The organism is Mesonia algae (assembly GCF_003253545.1).
Classification (GTDB): Bacteria; Bacteroidota; Bacteroidia; order Flavobacteriales; family Flavobacteriaceae; genus Mesonia; species Mesonia algae.
In genome coordinates this window covers 76,179-95,400 of sequence record NZ_QKYV01000004.1, presented here as the reverse complement: position 1 = coordinate 95,400, position 19,222 = coordinate 76,179, and the positions used below count along the sequence as shown (strand labels likewise).

At 34.1% G+C, this 19,222-nt stretch carries 19 protein-coding genes; 12 read left to right on the top strand and 7 right to left on the bottom strand.

Annotation, left to right across the window (positions count from 1 at the left end; translation table 11 throughout):
* Positions 1–164: 164 nt before the first annotated feature.
* The 5 genes from LX95_RS07835 to LX95_RS07815 form a co-directional block, all read right to left on the bottom strand.
* A complete protein-coding gene (locus LX95_RS07835) occupies positions 165–716 on the bottom strand; it encodes a hypothetical protein (protein ID WP_111540896.1) in 552 nt (183 codons plus the stop codon).
* A 133-nt stretch (positions 717–849) separates the two neighbouring features.
* Positions 850–1,581 carry a Dph6-related ATP pyrophosphatase gene (locus LX95_RS07830; protein ID WP_111540895.1) on the bottom strand — a complete coding sequence of 244 codons (732 nt, stop codon included), beginning with the start codon at positions 1,579–1,581 and terminating at the stop codon, positions 850–852.
* Positions 1,568–1,993: a type II 3-dehydroquinate dehydratase gene (aroQ, locus tag LX95_RS07825; protein WP_111540894.1), complete on the bottom strand. Its 426-nt coding sequence runs from the start codon at positions 1,991–1,993 to the stop codon at positions 1,568–1,570. The genes LX95_RS07830 and aroQ overlap by 14 nt, the downstream gene beginning before the upstream one ends.
* A gap of 9 nt (positions 1,994–2,002) precedes the next feature.
* The gene (locus LX95_RS07820; protein WP_111540893.1) at positions 2,003–2,485 is read right to left on the bottom strand and encodes an outer membrane beta-barrel protein; all 483 of its coding nucleotides are present in this window, start codon (positions 2,483–2,485) and stop codon (positions 2,003–2,005) included.
* 113 nt (positions 2,486–2,598) lie between these two features.
* Positions 2,599–3,129 carry a hypothetical protein gene (locus LX95_RS07815; RefSeq protein ID WP_111540892.1) on the bottom strand — a complete coding sequence of 177 codons (531 nt, stop codon included), beginning with the start codon at positions 3,127–3,129 and terminating at the stop codon, positions 2,599–2,601.
* A gap of 357 nt (positions 3,130–3,486) precedes the next feature.
* Between LX95_RS07815 and LX95_RS07810 the strand changes: the two genes are divergently transcribed.
* Positions 3,487–4,080, top strand: coding sequence for an outer membrane beta-barrel protein (locus LX95_RS07810; RefSeq protein ID WP_111540891.1), 594 nt, complete (start codon positions 3,487–3,489; stop codon positions 4,078–4,080).
* A 72-nt stretch (positions 4,081–4,152) separates the two neighbouring features.
* Here LX95_RS07810 and LX95_RS07805 read toward each other — a convergent pair whose 3' ends face one another.
* Complete coding sequence (locus LX95_RS07805) at positions 4,153–4,794, bottom strand: porin family protein (RefSeq protein ID WP_111540890.1); 642 nt, start codon at positions 4,792–4,794, stop codon at positions 4,153–4,155.
* A 114-nt stretch (positions 4,795–4,908) separates the two neighbouring features.
* Between LX95_RS07805 and xerD the strand changes: the two genes are divergently transcribed.
* Together xerD and LX95_RS07795 are read left to right on the top strand one after the other, a co-directional pair.
* Positions 4,909–5,814 (top strand): site-specific tyrosine recombinase XerD, encoded by a 906-nt coding sequence (gene xerD / locus LX95_RS07800; RefSeq protein ID WP_111540889.1) that lies wholly within the window; start codon positions 4,909–4,911, stop codon positions 5,812–5,814.
* A 67-nt stretch (positions 5,815–5,881) separates the two neighbouring features.
* A complete protein-coding gene (locus LX95_RS07795) occupies positions 5,882–6,835 on the top strand; it encodes an aldo/keto reductase (protein ID WP_111540888.1) in 954 nt (317 codons plus the stop codon).
* Positions 6,836–6,983: 148 nt separating this feature from the next.
* Here the strand turns inward: LX95_RS07795 and LX95_RS07790 are convergent, their stop codons facing one another.
* Complete coding sequence (locus tag LX95_RS07790; RefSeq protein WP_111540887.1) at positions 6,984–8,441, bottom strand: aminoacyl-histidine dipeptidase; 1,458 nt, start codon at positions 8,439–8,441, stop codon at positions 6,984–6,986.
* Between the two features lie 88 nt (positions 8,442–8,529).
* On the opposite strand from LX95_RS07790, the gene LX95_RS07785 reads away from it, so the two are divergent.
* The 9 genes from LX95_RS07785 to LX95_RS07745 all read left to right on the top strand — a co-directional run bounded on the left by LX95_RS07785 (position 8,530) and on the right by LX95_RS07745 (position 19,161).
* Entirely contained in the window at positions 8,530–9,597 is a 1,068-nt protein-coding gene (locus LX95_RS07785; RefSeq protein WP_111540886.1) for a DUF3810 domain-containing protein, read from the top strand.
* A 45-nt stretch (positions 9,598–9,642) separates the two neighbouring features.
* On the top strand, positions 9,643–10,440 hold the full coding sequence (locus LX95_RS07780; protein WP_111540885.1) for a TrmH family RNA methyltransferase: 798 nt from the start codon (positions 9,643–9,645) through the stop codon (positions 10,438–10,440).
* A gap of 31 nt (positions 10,441–10,471) precedes the next feature.
* Entirely contained in the window at positions 10,472–10,711 is a 240-nt protein-coding gene (locus tag LX95_RS07775) for a four helix bundle protein (RefSeq protein WP_317047023.1), read from the top strand.
* A gap of 191 nt (positions 10,712–10,902) precedes the next feature.
* Complete coding sequence (locus tag LX95_RS07770) at positions 10,903–12,135, top strand: M48 family metallopeptidase (protein ID WP_111540884.1); 1,233 nt, start codon at positions 10,903–10,905, stop codon at positions 12,133–12,135.
* Positions 12,136–12,157: 22 nt separating this feature from the next.
* On the top strand, positions 12,158–14,365 hold the full coding sequence (locus LX95_RS07765; RefSeq protein ID WP_111540883.1) for a RelA/SpoT family protein: 2,208 nt from the start codon (positions 12,158–12,160) through the stop codon (positions 14,363–14,365).
* 22 nt (positions 14,366–14,387) lie between these two features.
* Positions 14,388–14,843, top strand: coding sequence for a Fur family transcriptional regulator (locus LX95_RS07760; protein WP_111540882.1), 456 nt, complete (start codon positions 14,388–14,390; stop codon positions 14,841–14,843).
* A gap of 7 nt (positions 14,844–14,850) precedes the next feature.
* Positions 14,851–16,125, top strand: a complete 1,275-nt coding sequence (locus LX95_RS07755) for an adenylosuccinate synthase (protein WP_111541150.1) — start codon at positions 14,851–14,853, stop codon at positions 16,123–16,125.
* A gap of 106 nt (positions 16,126–16,231) precedes the next feature.
* Positions 16,232–17,971: an OstA-like protein gene (locus LX95_RS07750; protein ID WP_111540881.1), complete on the top strand. Its 1,740-nt coding sequence runs from the start codon at positions 16,232–16,234 to the stop codon at positions 17,969–17,971.
* On the top strand, positions 17,968–19,161 hold the full coding sequence (locus LX95_RS07745) for an aspartate aminotransferase family protein (RefSeq protein WP_111540880.1): 1,194 nt from the start codon (positions 17,968–17,970) through the stop codon (positions 19,159–19,161). The genes LX95_RS07750 and LX95_RS07745 overlap by 4 nt, the downstream gene beginning before the upstream one ends.
* The last annotated feature ends 61 nt before the right edge of the window (positions 19,162–19,222 follow it).

The window sequence follows — 19,222 nt, the reverse complement described above, 5'->3', positions numbered from 1 at the left end:
GCCTCGTGAAATTCACGAGGCTTTTTTTATTGCTATTAGTATCCTAGATAATTCTAATAGTATTAAACTCTTTCTATTTTTTGAAATGAGTTTTTATTTAAATAATTATATAAAAAAAAGCCCCGCAACAACTGCAGAGCTTTTATATATTGATTAATTAATTATTAAAGAGAAGGATCTAATTTAGCATCAAATTCCATCTCCATATTTAAATTTAAATTGGTAGCGTCTTCTGTACTCTCAAACTGTATAACTAACTTTAAGCTTTCAGATTTCGCGTAATCATCAATAAAAACATCATCGATAGTATTTAAATCTAAAGTTGTAGCACCTGATGGAATTTCATCTAAAAAAGCAACTTCTTTGTAATCTAAATCATCTGTTCTAACTCCTAGAGTTACTGAATTCACAAAATCAAAATTCTCTTGATCATCTGCACTCATTAAAACGATATCCATATCGTCTAATTCTATTTCTTTCACCTGGTTTAAGGCCTCATCGGTCCCCAATTCATCTTCGATGAGTTGACGCAAGTCCAAATCTGTTTCTACAGGAATTTCAAAGATATTAATAGGTAGATAATCCACACTCACCTCTGCACTTGCAGGAACATCACTAATGGTTCTCAAACGATCTACCACATCGTCATCATCACTACAAGAAGTTAAAAAAATAGTCATTAAAAATACTGGTAATAAAGAAAAAATCTTTTTCATAATAGTTGTTTTTTTGTTTGATACAAAGAACAAAATAACAACTAGAAAAAACTCTCAAAGAGCTGTTAACATAAGGACGGAAAACCTCAAAATTTCTTTAAAAAAGTTAAAAACCTCTGTTTTTATGTGAAATTTATTTCAATAAATCTTGATACCAAAATTGATTGTCCCAATAAGTTTGCCCCTTAAAGCAATCATCTTCCTCATTCTTGTTAGATGGTTTATAGCTGCGCATGATTTTCTCTCCTTTCTCAAACCTTACGGGTTGCTTAAATAGAGGTCCGTCATAAACAAAAGTATGAAATTCACCATTTTCACCACAAGGGTCTACTCCTTCTGGTAAGTCTTGTAAAAAGTCATGGGTAAATTCTCTTCCACAGAAAGAAGCATCTAACTCTTTTGCACTTGTACAAACTACAATTGCTTTATAGCCTAAGTTTATAAACTCTTTAGCTAATGTCGTCGTGTCTTTTTTCCACAGGGGAAATATAGCGTTTAAACCGATTTTGCGGAGTTCTTTCTCTCTATAATTCTTTAAATCTTCTAGAAAAATATCTCCAAAAACTGCTTCCGTAAAGCCTTCATCTATCAATTGGCCAGTATGTATTTGCATTGTTTCATTATAGGTTTGCAAAGAAACATTTCCGCTTAAAGCGATTTGATGTAGAGGAAGTTGAAGAGATACAGCTTGGGCTTCTAATAATTCTATAGCAACTCCATGCATAGAAACCCGTTTAAAATCTTTATTTACTGTAGTTACTAATTTTTGAATATCGTAATTGCCATCTTGAAGAATATGATGCCACGCCATAAGGGCGTCTTTACCAGAACTCCAATTTAAATAGGCTTTTTTATTTTTGCTCATATAAACAACTTTGTAAAGCTAATTCATAGCTTTGAAGACCAAATCCAGATATTATTCCTTTCGCAAAAGGTGCTATATAAGAATGTTTTCTATAATCTTCACGTGCATGAACATTAGAAATATGCACTTCTATTACTGGAATTTGAATGGCTTTAACTGCATCGGCTATAGCTATAGAGGTATGAGTATAAGCTGCCGCATTAAGAATTACCGCATCTACTTGTCTTGAAGCTATATGTAAAGCGTCTATAAGCTCTCCTTCATGATTGCTTTGCTTATAATTGAGCTCTACGCTTTTAAACTTATCTTTTAATTGCGTAAAATATTGATCGAAGGAAACATCTCCATAAACAGAGGGTTCTCTTTCTCCCAATAAATTAAGGTTAGGACCGTTAAGGATTAAAATTTTCATGTGTTTTTGTTATAAACCAATTCCTAATCCTACCATAAAGGTATTAAAATTTGTACTTCCTACTCCTGCTACATCTTCATTCACTAGCTTAAATGCGTAACGAGCTTCTATAAACACATTATGAAAAAGGTCAAAACCTGCACCCACAGCTAAATCTAAACCTACTTGATTTTTAAAGTCTCCTAAGTCTTCTAAAATCACTGTTCCTTGTGGTCCTAATTGTATATTTAAATCGGTGTTTGCTACGTAATATTTAAACATCAAGGGTACATATAAAAAGTTGGTGTCTTCTGCATTTCCGTAAAGTAAACTTGGTTGAAAATGAAAACTTTCTGAGATGTCTAAGTCTGAATAAATTCCTGCATAAAATCCTGAAACTCCTTCATTTGCACCGTCGGTTTTCACATTAAGATATCCTCCTGTAATTCCTACTTGTGCATTAGCAAATTGTGTAGCGATAGCGAATGCTACTAAAAGTAAAATTTTTTTCATTGGTTGTCTTTTTTTGTGAAGCTAAAATACTGATTTAATCCCTAAAGCTAAATGTATCCTATAAAAAAAGCGAAAACAAAAGTTTTCGCTTTTTCAAATAATAATTTATTTTTTTAGAATCTATAGGCTGCTCCAATCCCTACTGATCCTGCTGTAGTTGTTGTTTCTACTGTAGCAAAACCGTTTGAGTATTCTTGTTTAATGCTTATTCCTTTGTAAAAAGCAAATAAATCTACAAATGAGAATTTGTAACCCACTTTAGGTTGATAGTAAACTCCACCGTCTATTTCATCTTCAGTAGCTACAGCATAACCAAGATCTGCTCCAACAAACCATTGCTCATTAAAACTATATCTTGCAGAAGCCGCAATAGGAATAAAACTAATGTTGTCTCCTTCGATTTCTCCTCCAGGCACATCATAATCTTTACCTGTAAAAGTAGTATACCCTGTAGTTACTCCTAAATCAAATCCTCCAGAAATATTCCAGTGATAAGACACATCTAATCCTAAATTCAAAGAAGTTGCCTCATCAATATCACCGATTGGTAAACCCAAATGAGCTCCTAATTTAAAACCTTCTTGAGCTTGTGTTCCAATAATTCCAAAAACTGCAATAGCAGCAGTAAGTAATAATTTTTTCATTGTAAATTAGTTTAGTTATACATCGTTAAATATATAATTTTTTTAACAATAGACATTAAAAAGCATAAAAAACAATGTTTTATTTGTAATTATATATAAAATATTACACTATTACCTATAATAGATTAATATAATTTCAAGAAAAATTTAAACTTTATAAAAATTGTGATTAAAGTAGGATTTTCACATATTATAAGTACTTCTAACAATTCTATTAAGCTTCAAGTTTAATTTTGCAAAACATATCTATTTCTTTTCTGATAAAATCATATCTAAAGCTATATCATACACTGTTTACACTTCTTTTTTGCATTAAAAAAAGAAGTACTTTTGCTCAAAACACTTAAATTAAAAAGCATGAAAAAATTAATTTTATCACTAGCTGCTGTTGCAACTTTTACTTTTGCAAGCGCTCAAGAACAAGAAGTAGAAACCTATGGTTTTAATGAAGGAGACATGTTTGTTTCTGGATCATTTGGTATAGGATCAACAAAATTCCCAGACGATTCTAAAGAAAACACTTTTAACATTTCTCCTCGTTTTGGATATTTTTTAAACGATTTTATAGCTGTTGGTGTGCAAGCAGGTTATAGCAAGCAGAAAGAAGAAAATGCAAATGGTGATGATGTGGTAGATAATTCTACATTTACTATTGGTGCTTTTGGTAGATATTACTTAATGCCTGCTCAAAAATTTTCTTTCTTTGGAGAACTTGGTTTAGGTTACGGAACTACTGAAGATATTGATGACAACAAAGTGAATGGTGTGAATATCGCGGTAGCTCCTGGTTTAAGCTATTTTGTATCTAAACATTTTGCTTTAGAAGCTACATTTGGAATTTTAGGTTACAATAGCGTAAAAAAAGATGAAAGTGGAGCTGAATCTACAGATTCTTTCGATTTTGGTTTAAATATGGATGATATTAATTTAGGTCTTATTTATAAGTTCTAATTATTTTAAATTCATCAACAAAAAAAAAGGAAGGCATTTTGCCTTCCTTTTTTATATCTTCTTTTATTAGATTTAAAACATAAATCCTACTCCAGCTTGTATTACAGAGTTATGTACACTTGGGTCTCCAAATACATCAGATTCTTTTAATAATTTAGATACACCATAGATATATCTTCCTTGCACGAAAAATCCGTTATCAAATTTATATTCTAATCCACCTACCACGCTAAATTCAATATCTTCAGCTTCTGGTAATGATGTATCTTCAATATTGATATCTCCTGCATCTGAGTTAGGTTGATAATCAATTTCTTCATTGATTTTAAAACCAATTTGCGGTCCAGCTAATACACTTAAACCTTCAACTACATAATACTTAGCCATAATAGGCACTTGAATGTAATCTAATTGATATTCGATATTATCGTCATTATCTAAAAAGTTATCTTGACCTGAGTTATTTATATCAAATCCCTGACCAGAATACATTACTTCACCTTGCATAGAAAAGCGTTCAGAATAAGGAACCTCAGCTACAAAACCAGCATGAAAACTTGTTCTAGACTCTGTGTCACCAATATCATCTCCAGTTAGATTAGCGAAGTTTACCCCTCCTTTAACACCTAATTGTACCAAATCTGAATCGGCTTGAGCATTTGCGGCGAAAATTGATGTAGCTGCGATAGCTACGGTTAGCACTAATTTTTTCATAATATTTGTTTTTTTGTTTACTGCAAATCTATAGGTTGCTTCCTTAAAGCTTTCCCAAGTAAAGATTAAAGTTGTACTAAAGGAAATTTTAAGAAATATCCTTACTTTTAGCCTATGAAATGGAGCCAAGCCCTTAAGGATTACCAGAGTTACCTAAAGATAGAACGGGGTTTATCTGCTAATTCAATTCAAAATTATTCTTATGACATTGTTAAACTCATCAAGTATTTAGAAGAGCATAATATAGAAATGTCTCCCATTCGGGTAACCGAAGAAGATATTCAGGGATTTATTTATCATTTAGCAAAAAAAATGAATGCCCGTTCTCAAGCCAGGATTATATCGGGGTTAAAAAGTTTTTTTAATTATTTAATCTTTGAAGATTACCGAGAAACAAATCCGCTTGAGCTTATAGAATCTCCAAGAATAGGAAGAAAGTTACCCGATACGCTTACTACAAAAGAAATCGATTTACTTATCAACGTTATCGATCTAAGTCACCCGCAAGGGGAAAGAAATAGAGCAATCATTGAAACCTTATACAGTTGTGGCTTGCGAGTTTCTGAACTTACCGAACTTAAAATTTCTGATCTTTTCTTTGAGGAAGACTTTATTAAGGTGACAGGAAAAGGAAATAAACAACGTTTTGTACCCATAAGCGAACTCACAAAGAAATACATTAACATCTATAAAGATCATATTCGCATACACCTTAATCCGCTTAAAGATGATGTAGACATTCTCTTTCTTAATCGAAGGGGAAAAAAGCTAACACGAGCCATGATTTTTACCATCGTAAAAACACTCACCAAAAAAGCAAACATTCAAAAGAAAATAAGTCCGCATACCTTTAGACATTCTTTTGCAACCCACTTATTAGAAAACGGGGCCGATTTACGAAGCATTCAACAAATGTTAGGTCACGAAAGCATAACCACCACAGAAATCTACATGCATGTAGATCGCAGTCATTTAAAAGAGGTTTTAGATAATTTTCACCCTAGAAGTCATAACTATTAAAGTAATGCTAAAAGCCTAGCATTATTTTCTCAGCTCTTTATCCCTTCCTATCTTTAAAGAAAAAACAATGAAAACACTTACATTTAGAGATGGCGACACGATGCCCGCGATAGGATTAGGAACTTGGAAATCTGCTCCAGAAGATGTTACCAACGCAGTAAAACACGCCTTAAATAATGGTTATAAACATATAGATTGTGCAGCTACTTATGGGAATGAAGATGCAGTAGGTAAAGCTTTCGCAGAAGTTTTTAGCGAAGGAAAAGTAAAAAGAGAAGATGTGTTTATTACTTCTAAACTTTGGAACAACGCCCACCGAAAAGAAGATGTTATTCCTGCTCTAAAAAAGACGTTAGAAGATTTACAATTAGACTACCTAGACTTATATTTAATGCACTGGCCGGTAGCCTTCAAATCGGGTTTAGAAGGATTTCCAGAAAATGATGAAGACTATCTTTCTTTAGAGGAAGTTCCTTTAGCAGAAACATACAATGCTATGCTGGAAGCTAAAAAACAAGGACTAGTTAAACACGTAGGAGTATCTAACTTTAGTGCTAAAAAACTTGACGACTTATCTAAAGAAGTAGATGAAGCACCAGAAATGAATCAAGTAGAGCTTCATCCCTATCTACAACAAGATGATTTAATAGAGTATTGCTCTAAAAATAAAATATTAATGACGGGTTACTCCCCTTTAGGAAGTGGTGATCGTAGCGATGCTATGAAAGCCGATAATGAGCCTTCTCTTTTAGAAAACGACACTATTAATAAAATTGCTAAAAGACACGGCGCTACTCCAGGTCAAGTCTTAATAAAATGGGCAGAATCTCGTGGTACGGCTGTGATTCCAAAATCTACCAATGAGGGAAGAATTGAAGAAAATATTCAGAGTACGGGAGTGAATTTAAATAAAGATGATTTTAAAGAGATAGCAGACTTAGATCGTCATTTTAGATATGTAACGGGAGAGTTTTTTGTTACTAAAGGAAATTCTTACGAAGATATATATGATGAAAAATAGAAGTTAGAATCCAGATGCTTCAAGAAATTAAAACGTCCTGAACTTGTTTCGGGGTTTCACTCTAGGATTCTAGAATCTATTTCAAAAAAAAACCTATACAAAGACTTCAAACATCTTTGTATAGGTTTTTATATTTTTAATATCTTAATTACTTTTTAGGGATTTCCTTTAAAGCTGCTAAAGTAAATTTCCAAAATTTCTGCATAGAAGAAATGCTAGCTCTTTCATCTGGAGAGTGCGCTCCACGAATAGTAGGACCAAAAGAAACCATATCCATTTTTGGATAGTGACTTCCTAAAATACCACATTCTAAGCCAGCGTGACAAGCGGCTACATGAGCCTCTTCTCCATTTTGTTCTTTATATAAGTTTTCCATAACTTTTAAGATACCAGAATCTGGATTAGGAGCCCAACCTGGATAATCTCCGCTTAGATTTACATCAAAACCTCCTAACTCAAACGTAGATTTTAAGGTATTGGCTAAATCCCATTTCCCAGATTCTACCGATGATCTAGTAAGACACATTACCTCTATTTTTCTATTTGCTACTTCTACTCTAGCAATATTGTTAGAAGTTTCTACTAAACCTTCAATAGCCGGACTCATTCTAAAAACTCCGTTATGAGCAGCATAGATGCTTCTTAAAAGTTCACTTTGATCTTTTTCTAGCATCACTTTTGCTGGCATTTCTGCTTCATTAACTTCTACTGTTAAATTAGCTTCTAGGGTTGCGTATTCCTCTTGTATGGCTTTACTTAATACTTTTATTGAAGAATTAAACGCTTCCACATCTTTTTCTGCTACCACCACTACAGCGTTACTCTCACGAGGAATTGCGTTTCTTAAACCTCCTCCGTTAATTTCAGCTACTTGCATTCCTACATTTGCAGCTTCAAATAACACACGGTTCATAATTTTATTAGCATTTCCTAAACCTTTAATGATATCCATCCCAGAGTGTCCTCCGTTAAGGCCTTTTACCGTAATCTTAAATGCTTTACTGTTTACACCAGGTTTATCACCTGCGTAAGATCTTGTTGCAGTAATATCTATACCTCCTGCACAACCAATTCCAATCTCATCATCTTCTTCGGTATCTAAGTTTAATAAGATCTCTCCGCTAAGGATACTATCATCTAAATTCTTAGCCCCTGTCATTCCCGTTTCTTCATCGATGGTAAATAAACCTTCAATAGCAGGGTGCTCAATATCATTACTTTCTAAAATTGCCATAATGGTAGCCACTCCTAGACCATTATCTGCTCCAAGGGTAGTTCCTTTTGCTCGCACCCAATCTCCATCAACATGCATCACGATACCTTGAGTATCAAAATTAAAATCGGTATCATTATTTTTTTGATGAACCATATCTAAATGGGACTGTAAAACTACGGTCTTACGATCTTCCATTCCTGCAGTCGCTGGCTTTTTGATGATGACGTTGCCTGCTTTATCCTCTAAGGTTTCTAAGCCTAAATTTTTACCAAATTCTTTCATAAAAGCAATGACTCTTTCTTCTTTTTTAGAAGGTCTTGGCACTGCATTTAAATCGGCAAATTTATTCCAAACCGCTTTGGGTTCTAAGTTTCTTATCTCTTGATTCATATCGTAATTTTTAAAGTCTTACAAAGGTATTGGTTTCTCTTGCAACTATAAAATTTGCTTGCCTAGATTTAGTTTGTATTTTTAGCCAGTGAAAAAGAAATTAAACATTACTTTAAGCATCTTGCTTCCTGTACAAATTGTACTTATTGAGCTTTTAAAAACCAACCCTGTTTGGATAGAGCACTTTTACAGTAAGGGCCTTTATCCTTATGTCTCACAAAGCTTAAGAGTCTTGTTGGGATGGATCCCTTTTTCTATAGGTGATTTTTTATATGCGTTGCTTATTTTGGGATTGATGCGATGGATCTACATTCGTATAAAAACCAAATTTAAAGCACCAAAACAATGGATTTTTTCCGCTTTAGCGACCTTATCGATTATTTATGGATGCTTTAATTTATTTTGGGGATATAATTATTACCGTTTACCCCTACATATTTCTTTAGAAATTAAAACAGATTATTCTCCCGAGGAATTAGTCACTTATACCACTTACCTCATTAAAGAGAGTAACCGATTACATAAGGAGATTACTCAAAATGATACTCTACAAGTCAAATTTCCTTTTACAAAATTAGAAGTAGATGAAATGACTATTAAAGGTTACGAAAATATTTCTAAGGAATTTCCAGAGTTAACCTATACCCAGAGAAGTTTAAAACCCTCCTTGTTTAGTATTCCTCTTACGTATATGGGTTTTAATGGTTATTTAAATCCGCTTACCAATGAAGCGCAATACAATAGACAAATCCCTTTATTTAAATTGCCGAGTACCACAAGTCATGAGATCGGACATCAATTGGGTTACGCCAAAGAAAATGAAGCCAATTATATGGCTTGTTTAACAACGATGAACCATCCCGATATTTATATGCGTTATGCCGGTTATACCTTTGCTTTACAATATTCTTTAGGTGAAGTGCTAAAAACCCAACCCTGTGTAGGGCAAAATTTAGTAGGTACTATCAATACAGGGATTTTAAAAGATTATCGAGAGGTGCGATTATTTTGGGAAGACCATAACAATCCTCTAGAACCGTTTTTTAAACTTTTTTATGGAAATTACCTTAAGGCTAACAACCAGCCACAAGGAATTAAAAGTTACAGTTACGTCGTAGCTTTACTGGTGAATCAGCATCAAAAAAACTTAAAGTAAGTTCCTCTATAATTTCATGTAAATTTGTCATTCTAAAAAGACTCTATGCACCTTCAAATTAGCAGTACTCAAAATAAAACCGTTAAGCGACTTATACAATTACAAGAGAAATCTAGAAATAGAAAAAAAGAAGGCGTTTTTGTGATTGAAGGATTTCGAGAATTACAACTCGCTCTTAAAGGTAATTACCAGCTTCAAATTCTGTACTACTGCGAAGACCTAATGCCTTTCGAAAATCTTAAAGACTTGTCTATTCCTACTCATGATATTTATCAGCTGAGTTTAGAAGTGTATAAGAAAATCGCTTATCGCGGAAGTACCGAAGGTGTCATTGCTCTTGCTACGCCTAAAAATCATTCTTTAGCAGAGTTAAAATTTCAGCAAAAGAATCCCTTATTATTAATTGCTGAAGCTCCAGAGAAACCTGGAAATATCGGTGCCATTCTCCGCACCGCTGATGCTGCTCGAGTAGATGCCGTTTGCATCGCTAACCCAAAAACCGATTTATACAATCCTAATATCATCCGCTCTAGCGTAGGTTGTGTATTTACCAATCAAATCGCCACGGGTAGCACTCAAGAAATCATCGATTTCTTAGCACAAAACAACATTCATTTTTATGCGGCAACTTTACAAAATGCAAATGTTTACACTCAAGAAAATTTTACAAAACCTACGGCGATCGTTGTAGGAACCGAAGCCGATGGATTAAGCGAACAATGGCGAACTAAAGCTACTAAAAACATCTACATACCTATGCAAGGTGAAATAGACTCTATGAATGTTTCGGTAGCGGCAGGAATTTTAATTTATGAAGCTAAAAGACAGCGCGGGTTTCAATAATTAACAATTATTAATTAGTAATTAATGAATCATGAAAGAAAATATCATTGCAGTTAAAAGTTACGCTTTCGCTATTCTCATCGTAGAACTTTATAAAAAACTTTTAACTCAGAATGAATATATTTTATCAAAACAAATTTTAAAACCGGGAACCTCTATCGGAGCTAATGTAGAAGAGGCGATTGGTGGAATTGCTAAAAAAGATTTTCGCGTTAAGATATCGATTGCCTATAAAGAAGCTCGTGAGACAAATTACTGGCTCCGTTTATGAAAAGACACACATTACATTTCTCAAACTGAATTTAAGTCTCTCAACAACAATCTTACCAGCATTCTAAAAATCCTCTTTAAAATTATTGATTCTTCAAAAGAATAATTTAGATTACAGCTTATTAAAAATTAGCATTGCTAATTACTCATCTATAATTACACATTAATAATTGATCATTACTAATTAATTTCATGACTCCACAACTCCTTTTTTATATCCTTATCGGAATTATAATCGCTAACTTTATTTTCGATCAGTTTTTAGATGCTTTAAATGCTAAGCATTTTAATGACAGTTTACCTGAAGAATTAAGCGATGTTTACGATGACAAAGAGTATGAACGCTCGCAAGCCTATAAAAAAACACGCTATCGTTTTGGGATTCTTACCAGTACATTTTCATTGGTACTTACCCTTGCCTTTTTCTTTTTAGAAGGCTTTGCTTATGTTGATGATATAGCTAGAAGTATAAGCGACAACTCCATTGTAATTGCACTCATTTTCTTCGGAATTATTTTATTAGCGAGCGATATTTTAACCACTCCGTTCTCTTATTACAGCACCTTTGTAATTGAAGAGAAATTTGGTTTCAACAAAACCACGAAAGCTACTTTCTTTTTAGACAAGCTTAAAGGTTGGCTCATGGGAGCTTTGCTTGGCGGAGGAATTCTCGCGCTCATCGTCTGGTTTTATCAACTTACGGGAAATGATTTTTGGATCTACGCCTGGATCATCGTCACCATCTTTTCTATTTTTATGAATATGTTTTACAGCAAACTCATTGTTCCTCTATTTAATAAACAAACGCCCTTAGAAGATGGAAGTCTAAGACAAAAAATTGAAGCTTATGCTAAAAACGTAGGTTTTCAAATCGATAAAATTTTTATTATCGATGGCTCTAAACGCAGTACCAAAGCTAACGCCTACTTTTCTGGTTTTGGAAAAGAGAAAAGAATTACACTCTACGACACCTTAGTTAACGATTTAGAAGAAGAAGAAATCGTGGCGGTCTTGGCCCATGAAGTTGGTCACTATAAAAGAAAACACATCATTTATAATCTTAGTTTAAGTATTCTTACTACAGGTTTAACCTTATGGATTTTATCACTATTTGTCAGCAATCCTATTTTTTCGCAAGCCCTAAGTGTGGAAGAGACCAGTTTCCATATTGGGTTAATCGTATTTGGTATATTATATACGCCAATTTCAGAAATTACAGGTTTATTAATGAACCTTCTCAGTAGAAAATTTGAATACCAAGCCGATGATTTTGCTAAAGAAACTTATGCTGCTGCGCCTTTAATTAGCAGTTTAAAAAAACTTTCTAGCAACAGCCTCAGCAATTTAACTCCGCATCCTAGCTATGTGTTTTTCCATTATTCACATCCTAGTTTAGGTCAGCGTATTTTTAATTTAAAAAAATAAAGATATTTAGTATCTTAGAGTTATGACAGAACAAGAAATAAGCATCGAGAACAAGAAAATAGCACAAGAATATAAAGAGTTGCTGCGTATAAGTTACAGAGCCTTATCTGATGATGATAAAATTCTCATTAGAAAAGCTTTTGAAACAGCTGTAGATGCTCACAAAGACCAGCGTAGAAAATCTGGAGAAGCTTATATATTTCATCCTATCGCGGTAGCAAAAATCGTGGCTTCAGAGATTGGCTTAGATGCTACCTCTATTGCAGCGGCACTTTTACACGATGTGGTAGAAGATACCGATTTTACGCTTCAAGATATGGAAGATATGTTTGGTGTGGTCGTTGCTAGGATTGTAGAAGGTCTCACCAAAATAAGTCATTTAGAGCACGATAAAGATGTTTCGCTTCAAGCGGAAAACTTTAGAAAAATGTTATTGACACTGAATGATGATATCCGAGTAATCATAATAAAAATCGCCGATCGATTGCATAATATGCAAACGATGGATTCAATGCGAGAAGACAAGCAAGTTAAAATTGCTTCAGAAACGCTCTATATCTACGCTCCCCTTGCCCACAGAATAGGTCTCTATAATATTAAAACAGAATTAGAAGATCTTAGTTTAAAATATACCGAACCAGATATTTACAAGAATATCTTAAACAAGATTAAAGATAGTAAAGAGGAGCAGGATTTATATATCAAAGACTTTTCTAAAGTAATTGCAGATACATTAGATAAAGAAAATTTAGCTTACGAAATTAAAGGACGGCCTAAGTCCATTTTCTCCATTCGAAAGAAAATTTTAAAGCAAAATGTTACTTTCGATGAGATCTATGATAAATTTGCGATTAGAATCATCTACAAAAGTTCTCCAGAAGAAGAAAAATTTCTGGCTTGGAAAATTTACTCAATTGTAACCGATCATTTTCGCCCCAATCCTATTCGCTTAAGAGATTGGATTTCTTCTCCTAAATCTACGGGTTATGAAGCTTTACACATTACTGTAATGGGCCCTAAAGGACGCTGGGTAGAAGTACAAATAAGAAGTGAGCGCATGAATGAGATTGCAGAAAAAGGATATGCAGCTCATTATAAATATAAGCATGGCGCCAAACAAGAAGATGAAAATTTAGAGCAATGGCTTAATAAGCTTCAAGAAGCACTAGAAAACAGTGAAGCCAATGCGGTAGATTTTGTAGAGCAGTTTAAACTTAATCTGTATTCTAAAGAGATTTTTGTGTTTACGCCAAAAGGAGATTTAAAATCGCTACCAAAGGGTTCTTCTCCATTAGATTTTGCCTTTAGCATTCATACAGAAATCGGATTAAAAACACGAGGAGCTAAAGTCAACGGAAAATTAGTTCCGTTAAGTCATAAATTAAAAAGTGGCGATCAAGTAGATATTATCACTTCAGAAAATATAAAACCCAATAACAATTGGTTAGATTATGCCAATACCGCACGTGCTAAATCTAAAATTAAAAATGCTCTAAAGGAAGAGCGTAAGAAATTAGCTGAAGAAGGAAAAGCCATTCTGGCCAGAAAACTACGTTCTCTTAAAGTTCCGTACAGCAAACAGACTATTAATGAGCTGGTAAAGTTTTTTAAACTAAAAACCAGTTTAGATTTATTTTACCGCGTAGGAATAGGTACTATAGACAATATTGCCTTAAAACAGTATAACGCTTCTAGAAGTAATGCGCTGGTTTCATTCTTTAAGAATAAAATTCGAAAACCGAGTATCTCTGAAGACCTCAATAAGGAAGAGATCACCACTAATTTTGATTTATTGGTTTTTGGAAAAGAAGAAGATAAATTAGAGTATAAGTTAGCTAATTGCTGTAACCCCATTCCTGGAGATCCTGTTTTTGGCTTTGTAACCGTAAACGAAGGTATTAAAGTACACAAAAAAGACTGCCCTAATGCTATACAACTGCAAAGTAATTATGCTTACAGGATTATTTCTGCCAAATGGATAGATTCTTCTCAAGAAGAATTTAGAGCGGTAATTAACCTCAATGGCTTAGACAATTTAGGATTGGTCAGCGAAATCACTAAAGAGATTTCTAATAACTTGCACGTTAATATGCGTAATATTTCCTTTGATAGTCACGACAGCGTTTTTCAAGGAAAAATAACGGTCATCGTAAAGAATAAAACCATTCTCAAAAAATTAATGACGAGATTAAAAAAAATAAACGGAATTGATAAAGTAACCCGTGAATAAAGCTTAAATTTGCAACCAACATATGGAAGGCACAAAGAAAGAAAATAACGATCAAGCAGTAGTTAAAAACGTATTTACCAAGTTTTTAGAAGATAAGAAACACCGCAAAACCCCAGAGCGTTTTGCTATTCTTCAAGAAATTTACGACCACGAAGAACATTTTGATATTGAATCTCTATATATCACTATGAAGAATAAAAACTATCGTGTGAGTAGAGCTACATTATACAATACCATAGAACTTCTCTTAGATTGTGGTCTAGTTAGAAAGCATCAGTTTGGTAAAAACCAAGCTCAATATGAAAAATCTTACTTTGACAAACAACACGATCACGTCATCTTAACCGATACCGGAGAGGTGATAGAGTTTTGTGATCCAAGAATAGAATCCATTAAAAAAACCATAGAAGAAGTGTTTGATATAGAAATAAGCAAGCACTCTTTATACTTTTATGGAAATAAAAAACCATCCAAATAAACATTTTATGGCAGTAGATTTGCTATTAGGACTACAGTGGGGAGACGAAGGAAAAGGAAAAATCGTTGACGTACTTACAAAGAATTATGATATTATTGCAAGATTTCAAGGCGGACCCAATGCTGGGCATACCCTAGAATTTGACGGAATAAAACACGTATTACACACCATCCCTTCTGGGATTTTTCACGATAAAGCCATTAATTTGGTAGGTAACGGTGTAGTGATTGATCCTGTCATCTTTAAGAAAGAACTTGACAATTTAGAGAAATTTAATATCGACTTCGTGTCGAAGCTTTTAATTTCTAGAAAAGCACATATCATTCTTCCTACCCATAGACTTTTAGATGCAGCTTCAGAAACCGCTAAAGGAAAAGCTAAAATAGGCTCTACTTTAAAAGGAATCGGACCTACATATATGGATAAAACCGGTAGAAATGGTTTACGTATTGGAGATTTAGAATTAAGCGATTGGAAAGACAAATACCGTTCTTTAGCCAATAAGCACGAATCGATGATTTCTTACTATAATGTCGATATTCAATATAGTTTAGAAGAGTTAGAAAAAGAATTTTTTGAAGCTGTTGAAGCCTTAAAGAAACTTACTTTTATCGATTCTGAAGATTATTTACATAAAGCACAACAGGGTGGTCAAACTATCTTAGCAGAAGGAGCTCAAGGTTCTTTACTCGATATAGATTTTGGAACTTACCCTTTCGTAACTTCTAGTAATACCACTGCAGCAGGAGCTTGTACAGGTTTAGGAGTTGCGCCAAATCAAATTAAAGAAGTGTATGGTATTTTTAAAGCTTATACCACACGTGTAGGTAGCGGTCCCTTCCCTACCGAATTATTTGATGAGGATGGTGCAAGAATGGCCAAAGTAGGTAATGAATTTGGAGCTACAACAGGGAGACCTAGACGTTGCGGTTGGTTAGACTTAGTAGCTTTAAAATACACGGTTCAAATCAATGGGGTAACACAGTTGATGATGATGAAAGGTGATGTGTTAAGCGGTTTTGATACCTTAAAAGTATGTACCAAATACAACTATAAAGGAAAAGAAATTCACCACCTACCTTTTAATATAGAAGAAGAAAATGTATCTCCTATCTATGAAGAGGTAAAAGGTTGGCAAGAAGATTTAACTCAAATGACTTCAGAAGACCAATTTCCGCAAAACTTTAGCGACTATATTAAATATATAGAAGACTTTATTGGCGTACCTATTAGTATTGTTTCTTTAGGACCCGATAGAAAACAAACTATTATTAGAAATTAATCAAATTCTAAAAATACAACTCAACGCTCCTTTTTGGAGCGTTTTTTGATTAAAGACCCTATATTCGTTATTATATTAATGATTACTTTTGACAAAAATTAAAGCATTGAAAAATTACCTTCTCTTTCTTTTCGGATTTTTTGTTTTAGGCTTCTCCGTTCAAGCCCAAGATGAAACCAAAAAAATAGACTACACCAGTGAAAGATCGCTTAAAAACGAGGAAAAGTACCCGGGAGCTTTTTTATTAAGTAAAGTAACCGAACAGGTATATTTTAATCATGAAGGGATTGAAGTATGGTGCGATCAAGCTATTTTCTACAAAGAAGATGATTTCTTTAAAGCTTTCGGAAATGTAAAAATGGTACAAGGCGATACCGTCAATATGGTGAGTGAGTATGCCGAATATAACGGAAAAACCAAATTCGCTTTTGCTAGTACTAACGTATTGCTTACCACACCCAACAACCGCCTTACCACCGATACCTTATTTTTTGATAGAACTAAGCAACAAGCTTTTTATCGCAGTGGCGGAACCGTAAAAGACACGGCTAGTACAATTACAAGCCGAGTAGGAAGGTTTTTTATGGAACAAGATAAGTTTTCCTTTATTCAAAATGTCGTGGTGACCAATCCAGAATACGTGATCAATTCCGAGCAAATCGATTTTTATTCAGAAACAGGACACGCCTACCTTTACGGACCTTCAACTATTACTGGAGAAGCTAGCGAAGTTTATTGTGAACGGGGATTTTATGATACGCGAAATGACAAAGGCCATTTTGTAAAAAACTCCACGATTTATTACGACAACCGAAAACTACAAGGAGACAGTATTTATTTTAACAGAGAGAATAGTTTTGCCTCGGCCACCAACAATATTAAAGTTACCGATACCGCCAACCAATCTTTAATCACAGGTCATTATGCCGAAGTGTTTCGAGCAAAAGATTCGGTTTTTATTACCAAAAGAGCCTTGGCTTCTATGAAGCAAGAACAAGATTCTATTCACATACATAGCGATACCTTAATGATTACTGGGAAACCAGAACGTCGCCTCATTAAAGGTTTTTACAACACCCGCCTTTACAAATCTGATATGAGTGGTAAATGTGATTCTGTTGTGGTAAACGAATATACAGGCTTAACCGAAATGTTAGGCGAACCTGTGGTGTGGACGGGAGACAATCAAATGACTGGAGATACCATTCACTTACTAAACAATGTGACCACCAACAAGCTAGATTCCTTAAAAGTATTTCAAAGTGCTTTTATGATTCAAAAGGACTCTATTAGTGGTTTTAATCAGGTAAAAGGAAAAGAGATGTTTGGTTTATTTGAAAATAACGAAATCACCGAAACCAACTTTATTAAAAACACCGAAACCATTTTCTACAGCAGAAATGATGATGGTACCCTTATCGGAATTGATAAAGCCATCTCTTCATCAATTAAAATTTTATTTCAACAAAAAGCCATTACCGATATCTACTATTATACCGATGTAGAAAGTATACTTTATAAAGAAGAAGATTTTCCTGCAAACGCGAGAGAACTAAAAGGGTTCAATTGGCGAGGCGAAGAACAATTGCTAAAAAAAGAAGATTTGTTTCTCAACGACCCTCCTTTAGATCTACCCAAAATTACAGGAATCCCGTTACCGGAAGAAGAGGACGAATTTTTTGATGAAAAAGAAGAGGGAGAAGAAAACGGAGAAATGATGCTCAACAAAAATTCTAGGCTAACTCCAAAAATACTTCAAAATCGAGAAAAGGATACTTTACAACTCAAGCAATCCAACGCTCCGCAATTAAAAGAAGATCAACCTACCTTAAAGTCTGAAGAATGAAAAAAGACTTTCTCACCTACCAAGCGCAAACTACACCACATCCTCTAGGAATTGAAGTAGAGCGTGCCAAAGGAAGTTATATTTATGATACTTCAGGAAAAGCTTATTTAGATTTTGTTGCGGGAGTTTCTGCTTGCAGCTTAGGTCATTTACACCCAAAAGTAGTAGATGCCATAAAAGAGCAGCTCGACCTATATATGCATGTAATGGTGTATGGCGAATATGCACAACAACCGGCGATAGCATTTTCTAAACTCTTGGCAGAACATATAGAAATTGAAAATGCCACCACATATTTGGTAAACAGTGGTACCGAAGCTATTGAGGGAGCACTCAAATTGGCTCGCAGATATACAGGAAGACAAGAAATCATTTCAGCTCATAATGCCTATCACGGTAATACGATGGGTTCTCTAAGTTTGATGGATTTTGAAGAACGCAAAAAGCCATTTTATCCTTTAATTCCAAATATTAGTCACCTTCATTTTAACGCTGTCGCGGATATTTCTAAGATCACTACAAAAACAGCGGCCGTAATTTTAGAAACCATTCAAGGTGGCGCTGGGTTTATCGAGCCACAAAATAATTACCTCCAAAAGGTAAAAGAACGCTGTAAAGAAGTGGGAGCTTTATTGATTTTAGATGAAATCCAGCCTGGTTTTGGAAGAACAGGACATTTATTTGCTTTCCAAAAATACAAGGTCACTCCAGATATTTTAGTTATTGGTAAAGGTATGGCTGGAGGAATGCCTGCTGGAGCTTTTGTCGCTAAAAATGAAATCATCAATAGCTTAAGTGATCACCCAAAAATGGGACATATAACCACTTTTGGCGGCAATGCAATTATAGCAGCGGCGGCTTTAGCGACTTTAAAAGAAATTACCTCTTCCTTTTTAATGCAAGAAACTTTAGAAAAAGAGGCTCTATTTAGAAAATTATTACAACATTCGCTCATTGAAGAAATTCGAGGAACGGGTCTCATGTTGGCTTTAATTGTTTCTTCAGAAGAAGTTGCCAATGATTTGGTTTTAAAAGCACAAGAAGAAGGACTTATCCTCTTTTGGTTACTGTTTGAAAAACGAGCAGTACGTATTACGCCGCCTTTAACTATTTCAAATCAAGAAATTAGAGAAGGTTGTAAAAAAATTATTCAGCTTTTAGACGAAATCGAAAAAAAACCTGTTAATTAATTTGTTAACAACAATCATTTACTACTGTAAGTTTTCTTAAAATAACTGACTAACTTTAGTA